This window comes from Lysinibacillus sp. FSL M8-0216 (assembly GCF_038595555.1).
Lineage (GTDB): Bacteria > Bacillota > Bacilli > Bacillales_A > Planococcaceae > Lysinibacillus > Lysinibacillus fusiformis.
On the sequence record NZ_CP152007.1, the window covers coordinates 3,273,984 to 3,294,000 of the forward strand.

Annotated in this window: 18 protein-coding genes and 1 pseudogene; 6 read left to right on the plus strand and 13 right to left on the minus strand. The window is 37.3% G+C overall.

Annotated features, from left to right (window positions below; all coding sequences use genetic code 11):
• Positions 1-79 precede the first annotated feature (79 nt).
• From dnaK to MKX57_RS16095, 7 genes and pseudogenes are all read right to left on the minus strand, one after another.
• Complete coding sequence (gene dnaK / locus MKX57_RS16065) at positions 80-1,915, minus strand: molecular chaperone DnaK (RefSeq protein ID WP_008179483.1); 1,836 nt, start codon at positions 1,913-1,915, stop codon at positions 80-82.
• Between the two features lie 75 nt (positions 1,916-1,990).
• The gene (gene grpE / locus MKX57_RS16070) at positions 1,991-2,563 is read right to left on the minus strand and encodes a nucleotide exchange factor GrpE (RefSeq protein WP_008179485.1); all 573 of its coding nucleotides are present in this window, start codon (positions 2,561-2,563) and stop codon (positions 1,991-1,993) included.
• Between the two features lie 17 nt (positions 2,564-2,580).
• The gene (gene hrcA / locus MKX57_RS16075) at positions 2,581-3,609 is read right to left on the minus strand and encodes a heat-inducible transcriptional repressor HrcA (protein ID WP_008179487.1); all 1,029 of its coding nucleotides are present in this window, start codon (positions 3,607-3,609) and stop codon (positions 2,581-2,583) included.
• An 89-nt stretch (positions 3,610-3,698) separates the two neighbouring features.
• Positions 3,699-4,844, minus strand: a complete 1,146-nt coding sequence (gene hemW / locus MKX57_RS16080) for a radical SAM family heme chaperone HemW (protein ID WP_239354972.1) — start codon at positions 4,842-4,844, stop codon at positions 3,699-3,701.
• 170 nt (positions 4,845-5,014) lie between these two features.
• Complete coding sequence (gene chrA / locus MKX57_RS16085; RefSeq protein ID WP_008179491.1) at positions 5,015-6,217, minus strand: chromate efflux transporter; 1,203 nt, start codon at positions 6,215-6,217, stop codon at positions 5,015-5,017.
• 48 nt (positions 6,218-6,265) lie between these two features.
• Positions 6,266-7,126: a DUF4179 domain-containing protein gene (locus MKX57_RS16090; RefSeq protein ID WP_239354973.1), complete on the minus strand. Its 861-nt coding sequence runs from the start codon at positions 7,124-7,126 to the stop codon at positions 6,266-6,268.
• Positions 7,127-7,241: 115 nt separating this feature from the next.
• Positions 7,242-8,431 (minus strand): annotated as a pseudogene (locus MKX57_RS16095) (oligoribonuclease).
• Between the two features lie 135 nt (positions 8,432-8,566).
• On the opposite strand from MKX57_RS16095, the gene MKX57_RS16100 reads away from it, so the two are divergent.
• The 3 genes from MKX57_RS16100 to MKX57_RS16110 all read left to right on the plus strand — a co-directional run bounded on the left by MKX57_RS16100 (position 8,567) and on the right by MKX57_RS16110 (position 12,950).
• Complete coding sequence (locus MKX57_RS16100; RefSeq protein WP_008179498.1) at positions 8,567-9,274, plus strand: polysaccharide deacetylase family protein; 708 nt, start codon at positions 8,567-8,569, stop codon at positions 9,272-9,274.
• A 351-nt stretch (positions 9,275-9,625) separates the two neighbouring features.
• The gene (locus MKX57_RS16105; RefSeq protein ID WP_090002551.1) at positions 9,626-11,269 is read left to right on the plus strand and encodes a pyridoxal-dependent decarboxylase; all 1,644 of its coding nucleotides are present in this window, start codon (positions 9,626-9,628) and stop codon (positions 11,267-11,269) included.
• Positions 11,253-12,950, plus strand: a complete 1,698-nt coding sequence (locus MKX57_RS16110) for a HAMP domain-containing methyl-accepting chemotaxis protein (protein ID WP_043990609.1) — start codon at positions 11,253-11,255, stop codon at positions 12,948-12,950. Before MKX57_RS16105 ends, MKX57_RS16110 begins: the two co-directional genes overlap by 17 nt.
• Positions 12,951-13,031: 81 nt before the next feature.
• Here MKX57_RS16110 and MKX57_RS16115 read toward each other — a convergent pair whose 3' ends face one another.
• The 5 genes from MKX57_RS16115 to MKX57_RS16135 all read right to left on the minus strand — a co-directional run bounded on the left by MKX57_RS16115 (position 13,032) and on the right by MKX57_RS16135 (position 16,785).
• Positions 13,032-13,460, minus strand: a complete 429-nt coding sequence (locus tag MKX57_RS16115; protein WP_008179502.1) for a GatB/YqeY domain-containing protein — start codon at positions 13,458-13,460, stop codon at positions 13,032-13,034.
• A gap of 238 nt (positions 13,461-13,698) precedes the next feature.
• The gene (locus MKX57_RS16120) at positions 13,699-14,688 is read right to left on the minus strand and encodes a zinc-dependent alcohol dehydrogenase family protein (protein ID WP_008179503.1); all 990 of its coding nucleotides are present in this window, start codon (positions 14,686-14,688) and stop codon (positions 13,699-13,701) included.
• Between the two features lie 41 nt (positions 14,689-14,729).
• Positions 14,730-14,906: a GNAT family N-acetyltransferase gene (locus MKX57_RS16125; RefSeq protein WP_342551130.1), complete on the minus strand. Its 177-nt coding sequence runs from the start codon at positions 14,904-14,906 to the stop codon at positions 14,730-14,732.
• A 174-nt stretch (positions 14,907-15,080) separates the two neighbouring features.
• Complete coding sequence (locus MKX57_RS16130; protein WP_107922087.1) at positions 15,081-15,761, minus strand: VOC family protein; 681 nt, start codon at positions 15,759-15,761, stop codon at positions 15,081-15,083.
• Positions 15,762-16,020: 259 nt separating this feature from the next.
• On the minus strand, positions 16,021-16,785 hold the full coding sequence (locus MKX57_RS16135; protein ID WP_008179507.1) for an SMI1/KNR4 family protein: 765 nt from the start codon (positions 16,783-16,785) through the stop codon (positions 16,021-16,023).
• Positions 16,786-16,983: 198 nt separating this feature from the next.
• Between MKX57_RS16135 and MKX57_RS16140 the strand changes: the two genes are divergently transcribed.
• From MKX57_RS16140 to MKX57_RS16150, 3 genes are all read left to right on the plus strand, one after another.
• The gene (locus MKX57_RS16140) at positions 16,984-17,538 is read left to right on the plus strand and encodes a GNAT family N-acetyltransferase (RefSeq protein ID WP_342550411.1); all 555 of its coding nucleotides are present in this window, start codon (positions 16,984-16,986) and stop codon (positions 17,536-17,538) included.
• A gap of 3 nt (positions 17,539-17,541) precedes the next feature.
• Positions 17,542-17,994 (plus strand): GNAT family N-acetyltransferase, encoded by a 453-nt coding sequence (locus MKX57_RS16145; protein ID WP_090002555.1) that lies wholly within the window; start codon positions 17,542-17,544, stop codon positions 17,992-17,994.
• A 211-nt stretch (positions 17,995-18,205) separates the two neighbouring features.
• A complete protein-coding gene (locus MKX57_RS16150) occupies positions 18,206-18,340 on the plus strand; it encodes a hypothetical protein (RefSeq protein ID WP_255250367.1) in 135 nt (44 codons plus the stop codon).
• Positions 18,341-18,410: 70 nt separating this feature from the next.
• On the opposite strand, the gene MKX57_RS16155 is transcribed toward MKX57_RS16150, so the two are convergent.
• Positions 18,411-19,994, minus strand: coding sequence for a M20/M25/M40 family metallo-hydrolase (locus MKX57_RS16155; protein WP_090256461.1), 1,584 nt, complete (start codon positions 19,992-19,994; stop codon positions 18,411-18,413).
• Between the last annotated feature and the right edge of the window lie 23 nt (positions 19,995-20,017).

Here is a 20,017-nt window from a genome sequence, read left to right on the forward strand (position 1 = left end):
GGAAGATAACCTTACATCATGACAAAAGCCAAAGCCGCAAGCGGTCTTTGGCTTTTTCACTTTACTGTGCGTTTAATTCTTATTTATCGTCTTTTACTTCTTCGAAATCAGCGTCTACAACACCATCATCTTTTTTACCAGCATCAGCGTCTGCTTCTCCGCCTTGTGCTGCTTGAGCAGCTGCTGCCGCTTGTTCATAAACTTTCATAACTAATGGCTGTAAAACACCTTCTAATTTTTCTTTAGCTGCTTTAATTCCTTCTAATTCGCCAGCTTCAAGTGCTTTTTTCAATTCATCACGAGCATCTTCTACAGATTTTTTCTCGTCTTCTGTAATTTGCTCACCTAGGTCAGTAATTGTTTTATCCACTTGGAATACTAATTGGTCAGCTTCGTTGCGAAGATCTGCCTCTTCTTTACGTTTAGCATCTGCGTCAGCATTAGCCTCTGCATCTTTTACCATGCGTTCAATTTCTGCCTCTGATAAACCTGAATCAGATTGGATTACAATTGTTTGCTCTTTATTTGTACCAAGGTCTTTCGCTTTTACAGATACAATACCATTTTTATCAATATCGAAAGTTACTTCGATTTGAGGTACACCACGTGGTGCTGGTGGAATATCTGCTAATTGGAAGCGACCTAATGTTTTGTTGTCCGCAGCCATTGAGCGTTCACCTTGTAGTACGTGAATATCTACTGCTGGTTGGTTGTCAGCTGCTGTAGAGAATACTTGTGATTTAGATGTTGGGATTGTAGTGTTACGGTCAATTAATTTCGTGAACACGCCACCCATTGTTTCAATACCAAGTGAAAGTGGTGTTACGTCAAGTAATACAACGTCTTTCACATCACCTGTTAAAACGCCACCTTGAACTGCAGCACCCATTGCTACAACTTCGTCTGGGTTTACACCACGGTGAGGTTCTTTGTTAGTTTCTTTACGTACTGCTTCCTGTACAGCAGGAATACGAGTAGAACCACCAACTAAAATAACTTGGTCAAGTTCTGAAGTTGAAAGACCTGCATCAGATAATGCTTGGCGTACTGGACCTACTGTACGATTTACTAATGGTAAAGTAATTTCATCGAACTTCGCACGTGTTAAAGAAATCTCTAAGTGCAATGGACCTGCTTCACCAGCTGTAATGAATGGTAAAGAGATTTGTGTTGATGTTACACCAGATAAGTCTTTTTTCGCTTTTTCAGCAGCATCTTTTAAACGTTGCATGGCCATTTTATCTTTTGATAAATCAATGCCGTTTTCTTTTTTGAATTCAGCCACTAGATACTCGATAATTGCGTCATCGAAGTCATCCCCACCTAGTTTGTTATCACCAGCAGTTGCTAATACTTCAAAGACACCATCACCTAACTCAAGGATCGATACGTCAAATGTACCGCCACCAAGGTCAAATACTAATACTTTTTGATCTTGATCTTGTTTATCTAAACCATAAGCTAGTGCTGCAGCTGTTGGTTCATTGATGATACGCTCAACTTCAAGACCAGCAATTTTACCAGCATCTTTTGTTGCTTGGCGTTGTGCATCGTTAAAGTAAGCAGGAACTGTAATTACTGCTTTCGTAACTTTTTCACCTAAGTAATCTTCTGCATAACCTTTTAAGTATTGAAGAATCATAGCAGATACTTCTTGTGGAGTGTAATTATTGTCTTCCACCGTTACTTTTTCAGCTGTACCCATTTTTGATTTAATAGAGATGATTGTGTTCGGGTTTGTTACTGATTGACGTTTTGCTACTTCACCAACTTGGCGTTCGCCATTTTTAAATGCAACAACAGATGGTGTTGTACGATTACCTTCTGGATTTGGAATTACTTTTGGTTCGCCACCTTCAAGTACAGAAACGCAAGAGTTTGTTGTTCCTAAGTCAATACCAATAATTTTGCTCATTAAAATTTCCTCCTATTAATTCGACGCAAGGGATGCGTTTTTTCACTAATTTTAATTGACTAAATAGTGCTAAGACTATTCGTTCACAGATACCATTGTTGGGCGTAAAACACGATCTTTTAAGATATATCCTTTTTGTAGCTCGCGTAAGACTACACCCGTCTCTTTTTCACTATCCTGTTCCTGCATAACAGCTTGGTGAATATTTGGATCAAATTGCTCACCTTCTGCTTTAATCACTTGCAGACCTTCTTTTTCTGTTGCGTCTAGCAACGAGCGATACACCATTTCAATTCCTTTAATAATAGATGCAGTCTCTTCAGAAGTTGTCTCCACCTGTAATGCACGCTCAAAATTATCAAGGACTGGCAGTAAATCCGATAATAAGCTTTGCGCTCGGTACTTTTCAGCAGCCTCACGATCTAGTTGTTGACGACGACGCATATTATCGAAATCTGCACGTAAACGTAGGTGTCGGTTTTCCTCGTCATCTAGCTTTGCTTGTAATGCAGCAAGTTTCGCCTCATATTGTTCTTCCACTGATAATTCAACTTCTTCTTGAACCTCTGTGCGTTCTACTTCCTCTGCTGTCGTTTCAGCTTGTACATCATCTTGTACTAATTCTTTGTTTTCAGTTGTTTCCGTCACTTGAATCCTCCTCATAATCACTCACTACGATTCTTCAAAAATGCTTGTGTTAAGTCCAAGCGTATTACGTCTAATAATGCCACCACACGCTTATAATCCATACGTGTTGGGCCAATAATAGCAATGGCTCCCTGTTGATCATCACCAATAGAATAAGTAGTGGTAATGACACTGCAATTTTCCATTTCTAGCTGTTTATTTTCAGAGCCTATTCGAATATGAATGCCTGATTCATTTGGATGGAATAATGACTGCACTTGGCTGGTCGTTTCCATTAAGTCCAATATCATGCGGACTTTATTTAAATCATGAAACTCAGGCTGATTAAACATATTCGTTTTACCACCATAGAAAATCTTACTTTCTGGATTTTGCATGGTCGCTGTTACGAGTGCATGAATAAAATCATCCGCTGATCGAACATGTTGCTGTAAAACTGCCAACACTTCAGCTTCAAGGCTTTTATGGAGCTCTTCTAATGACACACCTATTAGGCGATCATTCAAGATATTGACCATTTTTTCTAAATCAGAAGCGGTAAAATCAGGTGGTAAATTAAATAAGCGATTTTCAACATGTCCATTATTCGTCACGATAATTGCTACTGCTGTATCACTAGACAGTGGTACAATCGAAAATCTTTTGACACGATGTCTTTGAACATCAGGTCCTAATAGTATGGAAGTGTAAGATGTCAGCTCTGATAGAATATTGGCTGACTTTCGGATAATATGCTCTACTTCTACAAGTCGATCATTGAAAATCGATTGGATCTGTTGTATGTCTCTCGAGTTAATACCTTGAGGACTCAACAAATGATCTACATAAAATCTGTAACCCTTTTCCGAAGGCACTCGACCAGAGGAAGTATGCGTTTTTTCTAAATAGCCTAATTCCTCTAAATCCGCCATTTCATTTCGAATTGTGGCTGGACTAAATGTAATCCCTTGTTTTTTGGAGATTTGGCGAGAACCTACCGGCTGTGCAGATAAAATAAAGTCATCTATAATTACTTGCAAAATCTGTAACTGCCGATTTGTTAGCATGATTATCACCTCTGTTAGCACTCAACTAAGAGGAGTGCTAATACTATTATTAAATTATCAAATCCCACAATTTATGTCAACGATATCGCTCATTCTTCTAGCAAAAATTGTTGAAACACCTCGTTACCCACAAAACGCCCTTTTCTTGTGAGGCGAACACCCACATCATCATGTTCTAAAAGTCCTTTTGATACTAGCTCTTTCAGGACAGAATCATAATGAGCTACGATCGGTACCTTCAACTTCTCTACATATATTTTGTGCTTAACTCCCTCAGTTTTACGCAGTCCTAAAAACATTTGCTCTTCTCTTTTTTCAGCCTGTGATACTTCATGCTCATGGACAATTGGAAGTTCCCCTGCGAAGACAGTTTCCATATATTTTTTTAATGGTCCGTGATTGGAATAACGTACACCTGCTAGATATCCATGGGCACCAGCACCAAAGCCAGCATATTCATCGTTATCCCAGTAGATTTTATTATGCTCCGAGTGGTAACCAGGCTTTGCAAAATTACTAATTTCGTATTGTTGAAGACCATGCAATTCCATTTGCTGCATTAAAACATCGTACATATCCGCTTCCAAATCCTCTGTTGGTAAAAGGAGCTTTCCTTTTGCATACTGATTATAAAAAATCGTTTTTGGCTCCACAATAAGGGAATAAGCAGAGAAATGAGGTAAATCAAGGGCTAATGCTTTTTCTAAAGAGTCCTTCCATTGGACCATTGTTTGGCCTGGCAATCCATACATTAAATCAATACTAATATTTTGGAAGCCGATTTCTTTAGCCATTGCAATTGTTTCATACACATGCTCGTTACTATGTGTCCGTCCGATTTTTTGTAACAGTTCCTGATCGAAGGATTGCACGCCCATACTTAGTCGATTGACACCGCCCTCAAACAAAACTTGCAATTTCTCCACAGACAATTCATCTGGATTCGCCTCTGATGTAAATTCTGTCACACTATTCATTGGAATATACGTACGAATTAATGTTAGAAGTTTGTCCAATTGCTGTGGCGATAATGCTGTTGGTGTACCTCCACCCAAGAAAATGGTTTCGATATGACGAAAGCTTTCGGGATTTTTTTTTGTTGCAAACTCCATTTCTTTCCCAAGTGCTTCTATATATTCATCCACTGGTTGATTTTTAAAGTAAAATTTATTGAAATCACAATAATTACAGATTTGATGACAGAAAGGAATATGAATGTAAACACCTCGTGCCATAGCTTTCCCTTCTTTCTCGTTAAGTCTTTTCCATTTCTACATTATAACGAATCAATAGAAGGAACGCTATGAAACCATCTAGTGGGTTTACACATATTTTTTCCCCATTATTTTTTCTACAAACTAAAAACTAGTATGCCAAAGAAATTCCTCTAGCCTACTAGTTCAATTCATGTATAACAAACAATACCGACTACTATACCTAAAAGCACCAATAAGTATGGTGGCATCTTCCAGCGCATCAAACACCATAAGAATACAGCGACAAAGACAATATCTAATCCGTTTTGAATAGTTTGTGTCACAATTGGATGGATAAAGGCAGCGACCAAAATTCCGACGACTGCTGCATTGGCTCCTGACATAGCTCCCTTTAGTCGGATATTACGGCTCAAGCTGAACCAAAAAGGGAGGGCCCCTATTACTAATAAAAATGCTGGTAGGAAAATTGCCAAAATGGCTATAATCGCTCCTGGCACACCAGCAATAGCCATCCCAATATAAGCTGCAAATGTAAATAATGGCCCTGGAACTGCCTGTGTCATACCATAGCCTGCTAAAAAGTCCGCTGTACTCATTTGTCCACTTTGAACAAACTGTGCCTCTAATAAGGGTAAGACTACATGACCTCCACCAAATACCAGTGCCCCTGCTAGATAAAACTTCTCAAGCATCGTTACCCATTCATGATTCCACAAAGTACTCATTATCGGTAACCCAAAGAGCAATATTAAGAAAAGGCTTAATAAAGCAATACCAGTGGATTTAGAAATAGGCATATGAATCGCTAAAGGTGCATTGCTCTCGTTACTTTTTTTTATTCGTTGAAAGCCGATACAAGCAGCTAGTAAAATGGCTGTTATTTGTGCCAGCGGATGGACCCATAATAGCACGATGATAAGCGCCATTATAGCGATCAACCCATGTAATTTTGTCGATAGTAATTTTTTACTCATATCAAATATTGCTTGTGCCACAATTGCCACAGCTACTAACTTCAAACCATGTATCCAATCCATTTTTAACTCTGTATACATGGAAAAATAGGCAAATACCATCAATAACAACACAGAGGGTAGTGTAAAGCCCAGGAATGAAAGTACACTCCCTAATAAACCACCCCTTAATAAACCAATTCCCATACCCACCTGACTAGATGCAGGTCCTGGTAAAAATTGACTCAATATAACAAGCTGACTATAATCTTGGGCAGATAGCCATTTACGTTTTTGCACGTATTCTTGTTGAAAATAACCTAAATGAGCTGTTGGTCCCCCAAACGACGTACAACCTAACTTTAATGAAACATAAAAAATCTCCCATAGCGTTCGCAAACTCTCACCTACTTTCCATATCTTTTTTTCATCATACATGGAAAGGTGATTCTTTCAAATTAAGAGTTTGTAAATTTTCATGCATCGTTAATCTTTTTTTATTTTAATGGTGGAATCAAGTCTACTCCCATCCTTATCGACAGGAACTAACGTATAATTTTTCTCAGATAAGTATAGTCCATCCACACGGCTTCCCCACTTTGTCCCTCCTTTATTTAAAGGATAGGGTGTTTCAAAAGTCCATGACTGCCCACCTTTAGACTGAATTTTAAAGAGCAGAGCCTCATTGACGATACTTTTCTCCGAATGAAAATAAATGGTAGTTGAGATAGGAGTGGAAACTACACGATCAATCATTAACTCTTGCTGATCAATATGTTTGACTTTTTTATCGATTGAAAAAACATGTCGATCTTCTTGTAATTGCTCTTGTGATGCCTCTACTTGAAATTCCCACGGCTTTTCAATGCGTGTTTCTACATTCCAATCTTTATAACGAATGTCCAATTCTAAAATTTCATCTGTCGGGAAATCATCCATTTTGATGCTATTATAAATGGTATAAACATTTGCAGATTTTGCAATAGACTGACCTCCATTACGAACCATATAATCTTTACCATTAACAAGTATTTGAGGAAAGAAAAACACCTGATGATCTGGCTTAAACTCTTTAACAGGCTCGAAGGTCGCATTCAATAAAATTTGATTGTCATCCATGATCACTTCATTTAACGTTAAACGCCCAAGACTATTGTTAGCTGTTTCCCCTACCTCTGTTTTATAAGCTTCAAAATCCACTTCCCTATCCCATAGCCAGTACAGCAAAGAAGAACTACTAACTACTAAGACTAATAAGAATACAACAACAATTCCCCATTTTTTGCGTCCTCGATTTTCCTTATTTAAATCTACAACTCGAAAGATATCATCGGACAACAAGTACACCTCTTTTTTATAAATAGTTATGATTTATTGTAGTTAGGAAAGAAGCATTATATAACCTGAATAGAAAGAAGGTTGGACAAAATCAATATGTATTTAAAGGAATTATTCAATCCCTTTATTTTAGATGACGAGCCTTATTTACTTCTTGCATTAAATAGTCCACGAATAGATCATCCCTTACTAGCCAAGCCTGGTAATATCGCTTTACATACCATTCGGCATCTTTAAAGCTCATAAAGGTTTGCTCAAGCGGAATTTTATTTATTTCAATGATCCAATCCATTTCATTATTTGAATAGAGAAGAAATAATTCATCGTGGTGATTTTTATAGAAGGTTCCAAAGGTGGTGCCCTTAAGGTTATAGCGATTTCTTTTTGCGTCCTCAGGAATGGGCTCTAAGTGGAAAGTTTCTAGCACAAATTGCTTGTATGCCTCCACTGTTAATGAGCACCCAGCTGCTTTTTGATGCCCTCCTCCACCAAACAAGGCTGCGATGGCCGCCACATTAATATGATCATGTATCGTACGGAAGGAAACCCTTTTACTCCCCATGTTAATCATGGCAATATAATCAAGATGCACGTTTTCTTTTCCTAATTCATTGCCAAGTTCAGAATGATAAGATTCCGCATAAACAACCCCACCATAGAAGTCACCTAAATTTGTTTGAATTAGCTCACGTTTTTTTCGGCGAATATAACGTTCTATTTTCTCCTCTTCCATGCTTAAAATTTTCTTTTCGAATTCATCAAAGTGGAAATGAGACTGACCTTTTAAACGATCCAGCATTTTCTCTTCGAATTCTTCTATAGACACTAAAAAAAGAGTGCATTCAATCGTTGCGCCTGATAATTTCCGTTCCTTTCCCATTCCCATGTATCATACTGTCGCACTAACTCCACAAACTCTGTAAGAACATCTGTTTTTTCTAATAGTCCATGCATGACAAGATATTGATAAAATAAAGATGTGGCAGACGTTAAAAGGCCTTGTTCATCTTCCAGTACAACCTTACCCCACTCGTACTGATTGAGGTGGAGGGCTGTTTGGTGATGGTCTAAAAGCTGCACATTCCCAGTAGCCTGAAAGTAATCATCAATTCTTTTTTCGTTCCCCTCATTCGGAGAAAGATCTGTAATAAATAAAAAAGATTTGGACTGTTCATTTTCCAAAAAGAACTCGATTTCGCGGTCAAGTGCTGTAACAGAGTTATATCGTATTTTCACCTGATCGTTAAACGCTAGCTTGGCTAGAATCCCACAGCCTACGCCATCTAAATCGTTATGTGATAGTAATTTATACATGTCTTCACCTCCGATATAGTATGGTTACTTTTTTGTTATTCAAACAAAAAATGTCGTTGAAAAAGAATACGTGATCACATACATTTAAAACAATTAATTCAGCTACGCAAATTCATATCAGAAGGAGAGATATCAATGAAACGTAAGCTTGCCTATAGTGGAATTGTCATCGTAATAATACTCGCTTTAGCATTTTCAGCCTATAAACTAATGAATGCCCGCAATTATCAATTGTTTGGAAACATAACCTCTCATGTTGAGACAAATGACAAAGTTGTTGCGTTGACATTTGATGATGGACCAACTAAAAATACCGATGCTATCTTATCGTTACTAGACGATTATCAAGTGAAAGCAACGTTTTTTCTAATCGGAAAGGATCTCGAAGGACAGCCTGAGGAGGCGAGAAAAATTGCTGAGGCTGGTCATCAAATTGGAAATCATACGTATTCACACAAGCGTATGGTATTAAAAAGTCCTGCCTTTATTAAACATGAAATCGAAAAAACCGATGACTTAATAGCCGATATTGGCTATACGGAATCAATCGTAGTAAGACCACCATACGGCAAAAAACTAATTGGATTCCCCTATTATTTAAATAAACATAAGCGAGAGACGATTACATGGAACTTAGAACCTGATACGTTTTTCACACAGGCTGATGAAAAAGTGAGGTATGTAAAAGAAAACATTCGACCAGGTTCCATTATTTTAATGCACCCTATGTATGATTCTACGGGTAATGAATTAATGGCCATAGAGGAGATTTTACAGACATTAATGGACGAAGGTTACACATTTGTAACGATTAATGAACTTTTAACCATCAAAAACGATTAATAAAAAAATACTTAGGAGTCTGCGCCTACTATAGGACAGATTCCTTAGTCAACAATAGTCATGAAGCAGCAATATCATGTTCATTCACTATAATATTAACATTATAGTATTTTATATTATTTACTCTCCTATCATTCCACTTTTACAAATTTTACACATCCTATATTCCCTTATTACAAAGTTAAACAACGAAATTCCTAAATGTTAGATTTTTCGGAAATGTTAATATATATTTTTTCAGTAAAATATAATCACCATCTCTGCTAAAATATGCTATTATACTTTTAGTATAAGGACCTATTTTTATTTAATTGAAAATAGAGGAAATATGAACTACGAAGGATGATGATGATGCAAAAAATCCAACAATTATTCCAGAGCGAAGATGGAAATATTCAACAAAGAGAGAATTTTTTATCCTTATTAGAGAAAATTGTTTCTTCATTAGATAAGTTAAAGGATCCAAATAAGACGACACTAGGTCCAATGAAAGACCGCTCTGCTAATTTTTATCAAGAGCTTATGCAGGACCATCAAGTACCGACAACTGGCGTTGGCCTCGATCAAGTGGTAGAAGAATTAACAGAATTAATGCAAGGGCATCCCTACCATACACGTAACTTTGTCACAAATGTTTTGCCAATGGCCAGCATTCCTGGCGTATTAGGTCAGTTTACAAATGCCCTTCTGAATGGCAATAACTTATGGGATGTTTATGGACCTGCTGCTGCTGAGTGTGAGGTAAAGGTAGTAGCTATGATGTCTAAATTAGTAGGCTATGATTACACAAAAAGCTTCGGCTATACTACATGGGGTGGACAAGGGGCTGTTTTCAGTGGATTACGTCTAGCTATTGCAAAGCAATTCCCACACGCTAAAGAAGATGGTATTCCTAATAATTTATATTGTTTTGCTTCAGAAAACGCGCATTATAGTCTTTTAAAATCTATTGAAGCAGTAGGAATTGGCAGTAAACATCTAGTACGTGTAAAAGCAGGCAAAGATCACTCCATGGATGTAGAAGACTTACGTGCACGCATGACTGAGGTCATTGAAAAAGGCGGTATTCCTGTCTATGTCGTAGCAACTACAGGGGCAACAGATCAATTTGGCATTGATGATGTAAAGGCTGTAAAAGAAGTTACAACTAGCCTTGAGCAAAAGTACAACCTACAACCAGTACATATTCACGCTGACTCAGCTTTAGGTGGTTTTTATGCATTTTTCAATGATTATGATTTCAAAAAAAACCCTCTTCAATTCGAAGAGGATGTATTACAAGGTCTGTCACAAATCCATGAACGTATGCAGCATCTAGCAATTGCAGATAGCCTTTGCTTTGATTTCCAAAAGCTTGGACAAACCCCTTATTTAACTAGCTTATTCTTAATTAAAGACGGAAAAAGCTTACAACTATTAGATATTGAGGACTTTGACACACCTTATGTTGGTAATCGTGGCTATGGCTCCTATCATACAGGTTATACGTTAGAATGCTCTCGCATGGGTAGCTCTATTGCCATTTTGGCTGCTTTACAAGCATTCGGTAAGGAAGGCTATCAACAAATACTAGCCAATTATGTACGCGTGAATTTAGCATTCCGTGCACAATTAGCTGCTAAAATACCAAGCCTACAGGTTGTCAATGAAATGAATATTGGTCCAGTCACTGCCTTCCGTTTATACCCAGATGGCTTGAACTGGCAAGCAGAACAGGCTGGTCACTATTCACAAGATCAAATTGAACGTATTAATGCCATCAATGCTTCTTTATTTGAGATTATCGGAGAAGGTCGAGACGAAGTATTCTTTGGTGATACAACTCGAGTTTGCACAGTTGTTACAAATGATACAACACAACTTGTACCAGTGGCTGCGGCAAAGTTCTTCTCCATTTCACCTTATACGGAGACTGAGCATATCCCTAATATGATTCAATTCTTACAGAAAAAGCTTCAAGTATTGGAGGCGTCTCAAATTGCGTATCGTCAATAAATTTAAGAGTTCCTTACTCTATAAATATATTGCTAGCTTTACTATTCCGATAGCCATTATTTCGTTGATATTTAGCATTGTCATGTTTGCTGTTTCATACCGCATTATCGACAATTTTGTTATTAAACAATTTGAATCAACATTAGAAATAACATCGAGCACTATATTTGAAAATATCGATAAAAATGATGTCAAGGCTGCGGATAATGGTAGTCCTGATAAATATAAAAAATTATTAGATCAATTGAATGCAACAGTTAAAAAATACGATATTGAAAATGCCTATGTGCTTTCTAATGCAAATGGGAAAGAGCATATCGTTGCTTTAAGTGATACGGACAATCATCAACAAGATTATGAATTTAGTGTAGAAATGCGTGAAGCTATAAACACTGGAACGATTCAAACAAGTGATATTTATAAAGATGAGTATGGTATCCATAAATCTATATTCATCCCATTCAAAGATACAGATATTATTTTTGGTTTAGATATGGACGCTTCCTTTATCTCTAAACTTCAAACAGAAACACTTTGGATTTGTATTATTATGACGGTTATTTTTGTGATTTTAGGCATTATCGTTGCTTACTTCATTAGCGTAGGCATTACGAGACCAATCAAAAAAATGACTCAGTATGTAGGACAAGTTGCACAGGGAGAATTAGCAGTTGAACCGCTTCAAATAAAGGGCTCCAATGAGATCGCTCAACTTTCATCTGGCATTGAGAATATGACAGAGGATCTACGTATATTGATTAAGCAAATTGCTCAAAATGCTGAGCAAGTGGCTGCCATGTCTGAGGAATTAACGGCAAGCTCTGAGCAAACAAGTGCATCCATACAGCAAATTACTTCTTCTATGCAAGAAGTTGCGGCCGGTTCAGAAAAACAAACCTATTCGATTGAAGAAGTCGAAAGTCATATTACATCCATCTCAGGCAAAATGTCTGAGGTTGTTACAAGCGTTACGGATGTGACTGAAAAGGCATTCGATGCGTCAGCTATTTCAGAAAAAGGCAATACTACGATTAAAGATGCCACTGAAAAAATGGCTGTTACATCTCAAGCTATTCAAGAATCTGCAACTGTTGTGGAACGCTTAAGTACGTACACGAATGAAATTGGAGATATTGTAACATTAATTACACAGATTACTGATCAAACCAATTTACTTGCATTAAATGCTTCGATTGAGGCAGCTCGTGCAGGTGAACATGGGAAGGGCTTTGCGGTCGTTGCAGAGGAAGTACGTAAACTAGCAGACCAATCATTAGATGCAACAAATAGTATTCGTACACGTATTGAAACGATTAAAGAGGAATCTGCACAAGCCGTAAAATCAATGGCGATTAGCAGTAGCAATCTTGCTGAAAGCTCTACAACCTTCAATGCCTCAGGTGAAGCATTTGCTGATATTTATGCCCATATCACAGACCTGACGAAGGAAATGGATCATGTGAATAACATTATGGCCAATATCAACGAAGGAGTTAGCAGTATTGCTGTTTCTGTTGAGCAAGTGGGAGTCGTAGCTGTACAATCATCAGGCAATATTCAAAACGTAGCAGCTGCCTCCGAGGAGCAATCTGCAAGTATTGAAGAAATTACTGCATCCTCAAATAACTTAGCTGAGATGGCACAAGAACTTCGCCATATCATCCAGAAATTTAAATTATAAATAAACATAACCGCTATGCCTGAAGAAGGTGTAGCGGTTTTTTAGTAGAACAAAAAAATCTTCTACCAAGAAGGTAGAAGATTAAGCAATAATACTTTTCACAACTTTTGAAATCACTGCACCTTCAGCTTGACCAGAAAGTAATGGTTTAGCAATTTTCATAGCCTCTCCCATATTCATTCCTTTTTCAACACCAGCGGCTACTAATTTTTTAGCAATCTCTTCTTCCGATAATTGCTTTGGTAAGAATGATTTCAAGAGTACTAATTTAGCTTCTTCTTTCTCAATTAAATCTGCTCGTTCAGCCTTTTGAGCACCCTCTAAAGCCTGATTTGTTTGTTTGACCTCTCGATTTACAATGGCCATTTCTTCTTCAGCTGTTAAAGCCTCTCCCTTTTCTTTTTCAGCCAAATCTAAAGCCGATTTTAAAAGAGATAATACACCCTTTGCCAAAATATCTTTTTCTTTCATTGCTGTTTTTAATTGTTCAAATACCTCTGTTTTTAACATTGACCTCACTCCTTCAAGCCTTTATATTCCAAAAAATTATACCACAAAACTAGCCTGAACACTTTTAATCAGAACTTCACTTGATAATGGAGCATTCCTTTTAGTTCCCCCTGATAAGAAATGAGCTCCTGTTAAGCCATTTCCTCGCGCAATAAATTCTCTCCAATAAAAAACACACTAACAAAACTAGCTTAAAATTCAGCAGTTCGCCTAGTGTTGTTCATGTGTTCTCCTTTTATTAGGTTGTTAAAAAAACCTTCCCTTTATTAGTATGGCTAAATTCAACGGCGTCTATTGCCTTGTGAATGTCTAATAAAGGAAAGTACGCATTTACGTTCATCATTGTTAATGACCCATTATGTACGAGGTTGATTAGATGTTGCATAAATTGTTGCCATTTTTCTGTTGTCGACTGAAGTTGCCAGTGTCGTAAATGAAACATCCTTGCCTGGACATTTGCTTCCTTCACAATGTTTGCCCAATCCACCTGTACTCCTGATAAAAGGCCAATAGCTAAAAATTCCCCACCAGGTTTCACACAAAATGCAAGTTGATTGCCAGCATCTCCTCCTATGGAATCAATGGCAGCATCTGCACCTCGCCCATTTGTTAATGCCATCACCGTCTCATTCAGGGGCATGTAGGATGTATCAATGACATAGTTGGCACCAAGTTGCTGTAAGGCCTCCGTATGCCGACCATTTCTTGTAACCGCAATTAGCTGGAAACCTAATAATTTCGCAAATTGCGCATAAATATGTCCGATAGCTGAGCCACAAGCGTTCACTAATAAAACATCACTCGATCGTAATTTTAGAACCTCTGTACAAGTTACTAAAGCTGTAAGAGGATTAATATACATTTGTGCTGCAGTAAAATTATCCATGTCAGTAGGGATAGCTACAGCAAATTCAGCTTGGGTTTTCACCATTTCCTGCCAAGTCCCCTCTCCCCGTAGAGGTAGCACTCGCTGACCAAGAAGCTTGGGCGAAACAAGCGATCCGACAGCTTCAACAATTCCAACGCCCTCATAGCCAGGTACTGTTGGTAAAGTGATTCGATGAGCATATTTCCCCCATATTGGTATAAGATCAGATGGATTGATCGGCCTTGCTAGCATACGCACAAGAATTGCCTGTGGAGTAGGAGGTGTAATGGTTTTATTTTCAACCCTTATTACCTCTTTTGGATTTCCATATTCATATATTTTAAGAGATTTTACTTTCACTATTCTTTCTAGCTCCTTTATGGATTAACGATTGAACAGCATCATTCCAGGGGCATTTTTGCGTCACGTTTCTTAAACCAAAGCTTCTGATAAAATGATTGCTTCCCTTTAGCACAAAATAATTGAACCCACTTTATATTTTCCTGCTGACAATGCTTTAACAAGGTCTCCATCCCTATTGTACCAATTCCTTTTCGCTGAAAATCTGTGTGCACCATCACATCACAGATAAAGGTTCGATAGATGCCTATACTAAGTCAACTATTACTATTGCCTTGTTTAGTCGTTCATACAAATAAAGCCCCTTTGCATTCCAGCCAATTGTTTGGTGTCATGCTTGATACGCTTTTTTCGTTGGATAAGAGACTCACCTATTACATTTTAAGGTACTGTCATTGTACGACAGTTAGATGCCCCTTTTCGTTCATTATTAATTGGAGAGTGCCATTTATTTCTATACATATTGGACTGACCTGCGCAATCTTATCTGAAAAATACCACAGACGAGCACTAGGTCCTACTAAAATATTGGCTCCATCTTCATAGTTGCCTAGAAAATTCAGGGAATCTTGTTGAATATTTTTGTTATTAAGAGGCTTTATACCATATTCATTTAACTCTCCTGCTACTGCTAAAATATCATCTGTTGTTAAATTAATTTCACCAATATGTAACACTTGATCGATTGAAAAAGTCGTTGTATTGAGCTTTGGATTCACTTCCTGTCTAGAAATAAACTCCACTATATTGCCCTCTGGATCATAAAAATAACATGAATAGGCCTTTAAAAATTGAAAATAAACTTCATCCTGACCTTCCGAAAAAAGTAGGCCGACTCGTAAATTCGCCCAATCCTTTGCTTGTTGAAATAAATTACTTGGAATGTTTAAAGCAAAATGATACTGTTTTTGGATTTGAGAAGAGATCTTCTCAAAAGTCATCTCACTATCCCCAACAGCTATTGTAAAATAATCCTCTGTACCTTTGACCAATGCAAATCCCATTTGCTCACAATAAAATTGCTGCATTTTTTGTACATCATGAACAACTAGTTTAACCCTCGTAATTTTCATTCAAATCCACCCCTTGCTTGTAGTTAACTCTACTATACTGGTCATACAGGGCATTTTACTTCGTGCAAAAGAATGAAGTTTATTTAGATAACTTACAGATGCTCTCGATTTCCTTTGCTAGTTGTCTGAGAACTAATCAAAAATTCTACATCCCTTTGCCAATCATTTCTCATCTGTTGGCTGATTTGATGGTATTTTCATGTTTCATTAAATCAAACCGTCGTGTTTTTATTTCATGTAATGAAATTTGCCAAATCTCTCATGTTAAAAATTCTGATAAGCTTATTTTCTTTTTTTGATAATCTGCGCCAATCTGTTGTAGTTCTTTTTCTAATTGAACTGCACCCGCTTCGATACCTCTATAAATTAATAACGGCAACTGCTCTAAAGATTTTTTAGCTGTTGAATAATCACAGGACAGTCTCTTTTTAAGCAGTAATAAAGTTTTAAGCTTATCCTTTCCATTGCCGGTAATATACATCTCATAGTAATTGTAAGAATGATCTTCCAACTGCTCCTCCTCTAAATTAGGTGGTACAAGAACACTCTGAAGAAACGCTACGAGATGATCATAAGCCATTTCAAAATCCCAACTACCTGTGCCATGATAGGCAGTGAAAATGGCCGTATCCCCTCTCGATACATCTATACAATATGGATCTCCCTCATCCGTAGCGATGACTACATAATGTTGTGGCCAATCAGAAATGATTTCTTCTGTGACTGGATTATAATTGTAACCATCCTGTCCTCGCACTAAATCCGTAGCCCCGTATATTTGTAGGTTTATATAGTCACCTGTATTCCATGTAATTCCTTCCACGACATAATGTTTCAAAAAGTAGATATATTCATCCGGTAATTGCCAATGGCTATCCATTAATTGACTACCATCTTCTTCTAGTGGCTGGTGAAAAATCATTGGGTATATGGCATAAAATGAAGGATCTTGTTGTTGAATCTCTGAAATAAAACTACGCATGTTCTCTATTACTTCATCTATGTCCTTAAATACTTCATTCATAGGTAGTTCCCTCCTTACTGCTTTGCATTTTATCATACCCCATCATTACCCAATGAAGGAGAACATGTTATAATTTTAAAGTGCACAGCCATAATTATTTCGTATATCCGTCTGTAATCTTATGACTTTTATCCAAGCCGTCACCATACTAAAAACATACATCAGATCTATTAAAAACAGTAAAAGGAGAAATCTCTTTTGAGAAATATAATCATCAGACGCCCTGAGCCAGCAGATACTCCTGTACTACATCAATTCTTTTTACATGTCATTCAGGATACTTTCGCTAAAGAAGGTCTTGCCGAACTGGTGGACGATCAACAACATGAATGGACAACGAAAAAACAATACTTAGCTGCTGACTTTGAAAGTCAGGGCCAAAAAAGATTTTTCTGGCTGGCTGAGGATGGCGAAACAGAAGAAATCATAGGCACCATCGAGTATGGTGAGTCAAATGAATTCATTCAAAAAACGATTATGGAAGACCTGTCAAATTGTCCAGAAATCGGGACCGTTTATGTTCATCCAAACTACCAAGGTTGTGGGATTGGAACGAGATTTGTGAAGAAAATGCTAACAACGTTAGAAATGAAAAACATCCCTAGCTTTTGTTTAGACAGTGGCTATAAACAAGCACAACTAGTTTGGCAGAGAAAATTCGGACAGCCAAACTATGTTCTTGAACATTTTTGGGGAACAAATAATCATCATATGATTTGGAAACGCGATTTTCCATTTCAACTAAAGGAGTAAAAGATGTCCTTACAAATCACACAACAATTAGATGCAAAAAATAAATCTTATGTTAATCACATGCTTTATGAATATAATGTAGAACACTTTCCAAAAGACCTACAAGGGCGCTATAAGGAAATTAATTTATTTCTAACGGATCAAGACAGTCAAATTTTCGGTGGCATATTAGGGGAGGTTTGCTGGAACTGGTTAGAAATACACACATTAATGGTCGATGAAAAATTTCGTGGTCAAGGATATGGTTCAAAATTGTTAGCAGCTATTGAGGAAATTGCTTTAGAGAATAAGTGCGATTTTATTAAGGTTGACACCTTAAGCTTTCAAGCGTTAACTTTTTATGAAAATCATGATTATGAAATTTATGGGACCCTCGATCAAGTAGGAAGAGATTTTAAACATTACTATTTAAAAAAGACTTTACAATATGATTTTGATGAGGCAAGCCGAGATTAAATCTTTGATGTTGAGTGATCCATCTATGTGAGCAGTCCTAAATATTTGTTATACTTTCCGATGAATGTTAGTATTGTTTATACAGATTTAGTTTTTAATAGTGAAATAGTAAAAAATATGTAAGAATTAATAGCTTCAACAGTGACGTTGAGGCTTTTCTCTTTTCGCAATTTGTAAGTGCCTATACTTATTATGTTTGGAGGGAAATGAAATGTTAAAATTCATTGATGATTTAGCCGGTGCGATTTTCGATGTATTTATGCTATTTTGTTATTTCTTGGCAGGCGTAATAATTGTAGGGGTCCCTATCTTTTTATTGGCTAAATTCTTTTTATTGTTTCAATAAATTGCAGGCGACACCAAAAGGAATCACCCGCTTTACGGTGATTCCTTTTTGTTTTCTTATTCATCTATGTCTATAGCTCAGCAAGCCCTTTAAACAATTCAACTCCTGTTACGATCAGGTCATCTTTAAAATCATATTCAAAGGTATGGATGTTTGGATAATCCTCTCCATTCCCTATATAGCAGTAAGAGCCTTTTGTCAGTTTTGTATAATGACCAAAATCCTCTGAAGCACGGAAAGCCTCCTTTAACTCGAGCATTGGTATATTTTTATCTGCACAAACCTGACGTATTTTATCGGAGCTCTCTTCGTGGTTAGCCGTTTCAGGGAATTCATCCTGATATTCAAAACGAATTTTCAGCCCATATTTTTCTGCTTCTGCTTGTGCTACATTTTCCAATTTATGCTGAAGTTTACCCATTTCTTCCTCATATAGAGCTCGGATAGTCAATCGTAATGTACCCTTACTTGCGTTGACACCAAATGCTTTCTCTCCGATATCAACTTGAACGACGGTACATAATACATTACCTTTATTCGCTGTTGAATCAATAAAGCTTGGAATGCTATCAATAATTTTTGCTATGGCAAAAGCAGGGTTTATGCCATTCTCGGGTTCATTTGCATGAGAAGGTACCCCCTCCATATAGATAGACATTCCTTTTGATGCATACTGAGCTGTTCCATTGATAACATAAACCGTATTTTCCTTAATGCCACTCATATTATGCCAGCCAAAAATCTCATCAATTTTCTTTTCTTCTATTAAGACGGCACATTCTACAGCACCATCACCAGTTTCCTCGGCATGTTGGAATAAAAAGAATATATTATTAATCCACTCTTCAGCCTGTTGTGTACGCCCTTGTAGTGTTCCAAGCAGTCTTACCTCTTCCAGCTTGTCCAACTGCCCCCAAGGAATTGTTAAAACAGGGGCAATTTGTTCGAGTGTTTTCATTATATCAGGATAGTTATAAAAATAAGTTGGTGCCACAATTAACTCTGGTTCGAGCTGGCGTATCTCTTCGAGTAGATCAAAGGACTCTATTTCCACAATGGTCGGTAATCGTTTATGCAATAGCTTAGAAGATTGAAGCAACTTCCGTGTAGTAGCAAGGGGTTGAATGCCCAATGCTACCAATGCCCCATGAAATTGTATACTAACTATACGATGAGAATGCCTCCTCTTACGAAAACTACTAGGTGAAAGATGAACATATTTAGTAAAGGTTTTCCCCAAATATGAACCGTCAGCGAATCCTGTTTTCAACGCAATATCCTGCAATTTGTCATTTGCTCCTAGTAGTAGAAGCTTTGCTTGGTCTACCCGAATTTGATTCACATACTCAGCAAAGCTCCACCCTGTTTCCTTCTTAAACAGCGATGAGAAATAGCTTTCGTTAAAACCAGTCATATCAGCCATAAAAGAACGCGTTAGCGGTGCTGCAAAATGTTGTTTGATATATGGAACAGCCTGTTGAATTGCTTGATCGTTCGTCACAAAACTGTTATCAATACTCTTTCTTTCAAAAATGGTATCGAGTAATTCACGCAGAAGCAAATGGAGCTTAGGGGTTGTATTCAGGTTTTGCGTATGCTGGAACTGTTCCAGCGAATTTTTAAGTAAATCTTCTGCATATCTAGGAAATTCCATGATCTGCCCATCTGCAGGCACAT